General features: G+C 74.5%; 3 protein-coding genes and 1 pseudogene. 1 reads left to right on the top strand and 3 read right to left on the bottom strand.

What is annotated here, in order from left to right; translation table 11 throughout:
• Positions 1–522 precede the first annotated feature (522 nt).
• From ACIQOV_RS28275 to def, 3 genes are all read right to left on the bottom strand, one after another.
• The gene (locus ACIQOV_RS28275) at positions 523–1956 is read right to left on the bottom strand and encodes an RsmB/NOP family class I SAM-dependent RNA methyltransferase (RefSeq protein ID WP_401053236.1); all 1434 of its coding nucleotides are present in this window, start codon (positions 1954–1956) and stop codon (positions 523–525) included.
• Between the two features lie 113 nt (positions 1957–2069).
• On the bottom strand, positions 2070–3008 hold the full coding sequence (gene fmt, locus ACIQOV_RS28270) for a methionyl-tRNA formyltransferase (protein WP_401053234.1): 939 nt from the start codon (positions 3006–3008) through the stop codon (positions 2070–2072).
• Positions 3009–3132: 124 nt separating this feature from the next.
• Positions 3133–3678 (bottom strand): peptide deformylase, encoded by a 546-nt coding sequence (def, locus tag ACIQOV_RS28265; protein WP_359897412.1) that lies wholly within the window; start codon positions 3676–3678, stop codon positions 3133–3135.
• A gap of 254 nt (positions 3679–3932) precedes the next feature.
• On the opposite strand from def, the pseudogene ACIQOV_RS28260 reads away from it, so the two are divergent.
• A pseudogene (locus ACIQOV_RS28260) lies at positions 3933–4278 on the top strand (hypothetical protein); the annotation flags it as partial.
• Positions 4279–4707: the final 429 nt, after the last annotated feature.

The raw sequence follows: 4707 nt of genomic DNA, 5'->3' as shown, positions 1-4707 counted from the left end.
CCTTCTGGCCCTTGATGCGCAGGAACTCGACGGCCTTCTCGACGTTGCCCTCGGCCTCGTCCAGGGCCTTCTTGCAGATGCACCGGCCGTCAGGCAGATCAGGGTGCACACCACCAGGATCGCCATCAGGGCGATCAGGTCGAGCTTCCGGCCGTCCATCACGGCCCGGCGCGCCCCGGATCCCCGGGCACCGTTCCCCGAGCCGGCGGGTTCCCGCTGCGGCCGCTGAATCTCCGATGACACTGCGCGTCTCCCACGGTCCGGGAGGGCAGCCGCCGGGGGACGCGCCCAGCACACAGAACAGCCGCATCGCGCCGCATGTCTCGTGGGGTTGCTTCCCCGGCTCCGCCGCGCGACGCGACGAAGCCTGCCCCCAAAGATCATGCAGCCGAGCGGCTACACGAGAACCATGGAAACCGACGCCTGACACGGTGTCAACCCGCCCCGGGCCGACGGCGGATCCCCGACGGAACGAGCCGCCGGTGTCGCCTCCCCGCCGGGGGAGGCGACACCGGAAGGGCCTCAGGCGGTGCGGCGCAGCAGCGCCAGGTACATCGCGTCGGTCCCGTGCAGGTGCGGCCACAGCTGCACGTCCGGCCCGTCGCCGAGCGCCGGGACGCCGGGCAGCAGCGGGCGCGCGTCGATCCACTCGACCCGGCCGTCCTCGGCCCGCAGCACGTCGTCCACGACCGCGCGGGTCTCCGCGAGGTGCGGCGAGCAGGTCGCGTAGCCGACCACGCCGCCGACCCGGGTGGCATCGATCGCCGAGCGCAGCAGGTCCCGCTGGAGCGGGCCGAAGGCCGCGACGTCGGCCGGCCGGCGCCGCCAGCGCGCCTCCGGGCGGCGGCGCAGCGCGCCGAGGCCGGAGCACGGCACGTCGACCAGCACCCGGTCGAAGCCGCCGGACCGCCAGGCCGGGCGCGTCCCGTCGGCCGCGATCACGGTGTACGGGCCGGGGTTGCCGGCCAGCGCCCGCGCCACCAGCCGGGCCCGGTGCGGCTGCTTCTCGCTCGCGACCAGGGCCGCGCCCCGCTCGGCGGCGAGCGCGCCGAGCAGCGCGGCCTTGCCGCCGGGGCCGGCGCAGCCGTCCAGCCAGAGCCGGTCCGGCCCCTCCAGCGGCGCCGCCGCCAGCGCCAGTGCGACCAGCTGGCTGCCTTCGTCCTGAACGCCCGCCCGGTTCTCCTGCACCGCCGCGATCGATCCCGGGTCGCCGCCCTCGGCGAGCCGCAGCGCGAACGGGGACCAGCGGCCCGGCTCGGCCTCCGGCAGCGCCTCGGCGAGCTCGCCGACGGTGGCCCGGCCGGGGCGGGCGACCAGGGTGACCTCGGGCCGCTCGTTGTCGGCCCGCAGCAGCTCCTCCATCGCGGTGCGCCCGGAGGCGTCCGGCTGCCAGCGGCCGAGCGAGTCCCAGAGCGCGGAGACGACCCAGCGCGGGTGCGAGTGGACGACGGCCAGGTGGTCCTCGGCGTCCTTGTCGTACGGCGGGGCGACCTTCTCGATCCAGGCGTCCAGGTCGTGGGCGCTGATCCGGCGGAGCACGGCGTTGACGAACTTGGCCTTGCCGTCGCCGAGCACCACCCGGGCCAGTTCGACGGTCGCCGAGACGGCCGCGTGGCTGGGGATGCGGGTGGTGAGCAGCTGGTGCGCGCCGAGCGAGAGCACGTCCAGCACCGGCGGGTCGACCTTGCCGAGCGGCCGGTCGATGCAGGCGGCGATGATCGCGTCGTAGGTGCCCTGCAGGCGCAGGGTGCCGTAGACCAGCTCGGTGGCGAGGGCGGCGTCGCGCCGGTCCATGCCCTTCTGCTCGGCCTCGCGGAGCAGTGAGGGCAGGATCAGGTTGGCGTACGCGTCCCGCTCGTCGACGGCGCGCAGGGCGCGGAACGCGACGATCCGGGCCGGGTCCTTCTTCGGGCGGCGGTGCGGGCGGGGGGCGCGGTTGGCGCTGGGGGTGGTCACAGGTGCCTCAAGGTGCTGCGGTGGTTATCGACGAACTCGGACGAACGACAGATTTGAACGAACAAGGGCGATCTCAATCGATCTCAAACGAACAGTAGCGCCAAACCGGAGCGTCAGCCCCCGAGGCGCTCCCCCTCCTCCAGCCGCGCGCCCCGGGCCCAGTCGGCGGCCCGCATCTCCTTCTTCCCCTGCGGACGCACCTCCCCCAGCTCCACGTCGTGGCTGCCGGTGCCGACCCGGACGCTGTTCTTGCCCGCCATCGCGACCTCGCCCGGCGCCAGCTCGGCGGAGTCCGGCAGCAGCCGGACCGGCCCGGTGACCTTCAGCCGCTCGCCCCGGAACTCCGTCCAGGCGCCCGGCGCCGGCGCGCAGCCGCGCACGACCCGGTCGATCCGCAGCGCGGGGTGGCTCCAGTCGATCCGCGCGTCCTCGACGGTGATCTTCGGCGCGAGCGTGACGCCCTCGGCCGGCTGCGGCACGGCGTGCAGGGAGCCGTCCTCGATGCCGTCCATGGTGGCCGCGAGCAGCCGCGCGCCGGAGTGCGAGAGCCGGGTGAGCAGCTCACCGCTGGTGTCGGCCGGGCGGATCTCCTCGGTGATCACGCCGTAGACCGGGCCGGAGTCCAGGCCCTGCTCGATCAGGAAGGTGGAGGCGCCGGTGACCTCGTCGCCGGCCAGCACCGCGTGCTGGACCGGGGCCGCGCCGCGCCAGGCGGGCAGCAGCGAGAAGTGCAGGTTGACCCAGCCGTACGTGGGGATCTCCAGCGTGCCGGGGCGCAGCAGGGCGCCGTAGGCGACCACCGGGCAGCAGTCGGGCGCGAGTTCGGTGAGCCGGGCGACGAAGTCCGGGTCGCTCGGCTTCACCGGCTTGAGGACCTCGATCCCGGCCTCCTCGGCGCGCTGGGCGACGGGGCTGGCGACCAGCTTGCGCCCGCGCCCGGCCGGAGCGTCCGGGCGGGTGACCACCGCGACGACCTCGTGCCGGTCCGAGGCGAGCAGGGCGTCCAGGGCGGGAACGGCGACCTCGGGGGTGCCGGCGAAGACGAGACGCATCAAGGGCCTTTCTGCAAAAAGAAGTTCGAGAAGCCGGCGGAACCCGACCGGAGTCGGCGAGGAGCCGGCGGAAGTCGGTCGAGCCCGGCCGACGTCAGCGGAGATCAGCCGGAACGGGCGGAAGTCAGCGGGCGGAACCGAAGGTGCTGTGCGGCGAGACCTTGACCACCGGAGCCGACCCACCGTCCCAGTCCGCCTCCCGGATCGCCTTCAGCGCGGCCTTGCGCTGCTCGCGGTCGAGCCGGTCGATGAAGATGATGCCGTCCAGGTGGTCGGTCTCGTGCTGGATGCACCGGGCGAGCAGCTGAGTACCCTCCAAGGTCACCGGATCGCCGTACATGTTGAAGCCCCTGGCCACCACGCCGTACGCGCGCTTGGTGTCGTAGCGCAGGCCGGGCAGCGACAGGCAGCCCTCGGGACCGTCCTGCTCCTCCTCGCTCAGCGACAGGTCCGGGTTGATCAGGTGCCCGGTGACGCCGTCCACGTGGTACGTGAACACCCGCAGGGAGACGCCGAGTTGGGGCGCGGCGAGGCCGGCCCCGGGAGCGTCCAGCATGGTGTCGGTGAGGTCGTGGACCAGCTTGCGCAGTTCCTTGTCGAAGGTGGTCACCGGCTTCGCGGTGGACCGCAGAACGGGGTCTCCGAAGAGACGGATCGGCTGGATCGCCACGGGGTACGGGCTCCTGTCCGTAGGGGCGCGGGCTGCGGTCGGCCGCTGGTTCACCCGCCAGTCTATGCAACCCGTACGGCCGTCCGCCGGGGGCTTCCCCGGGGCCCGGATCGGCGGCCGGCACGGCCCGACTGTGCCCAGCCGCGTTACCCCGGCCCCCGCTTCGGCGTTGGTCAAGAGAGATTGACCGGGCCGGGCGCACGGGACACCGTGTGCCGGCCGAGCCGAACCGTACGGAAGGTGGCACGTAGGCCATGGCCGAGCAGATCAACCACGACGCACGGGCGCGGGCGAGCCTGCACCTGCTGGTGCGGGACATCGAGCGGGTGAGGCGGCAGGTCGACGCGCTGCGGACGCTCACCGCTCAACTGGGCAACGTCTACCGTCCGCGCCGACCGAGCACCTCGGCCGGCTTCGTGGTGTACGGGCGGGCGCCGGCGCCGACCGTGCGCCTGGCGCAGGAACTGCGGGAAAGCGTGGAGACCCTGGTGGCGGCGGCGGTCGAGTTCGACCGGGCGCTGGGCTTCTCCTGGGACTCGGTGGGCTCCGCCCTCGGGGTCACCAAGCAGGCCGTGCACCGGCGCTACGGCATGCGCCGCCCGACCAGCGAGCTCCTCGCCGCGAGCGGTGGCGTCCCGGGCCAGAGCCGCCCGGACCGCGTCGACGAGCTGCCCGCGGCCGTCGAGCGCACCGGTCTGGCCACGACCGTCCCGGCGGCCCGCCAGGGCGGCCTGGACCGCAGCAGCCTGGACCGCGGCGCCCTGGAGCGCAGCACGATGGACCGCACCGCGATCGACCGCACCGCGATCGAGCGGGCGGCGATCGACCGGGCGGCGATCGACCGGGCGACGATGGACCGCACCGCGATCGACCGCGGCCCGATGGAGCGCACCCCCGTCGACCGCGGCACGCCCGACCGCGGCACCCCCGCCGACCGCCCCCAGGCGGACCGACCCGGCATCCCGCTGCGCGGCTGACCGAGCCGCCGCAGCCGGGCCGTCCGGGGCGGGGTGGCCCACTCACCCCGCC

This window comes from Kitasatospora sp. NPDC091257 (assembly GCF_044757675.1).
Classification (GTDB): domain Bacteria; phylum Actinomycetota; class Actinomycetes; order Streptomycetales; family Streptomycetaceae; genus Kitasatospora; species Kitasatospora lactacystinica.
This window is presented reverse-complemented; position numbering and strand designations above follow the sequence as displayed.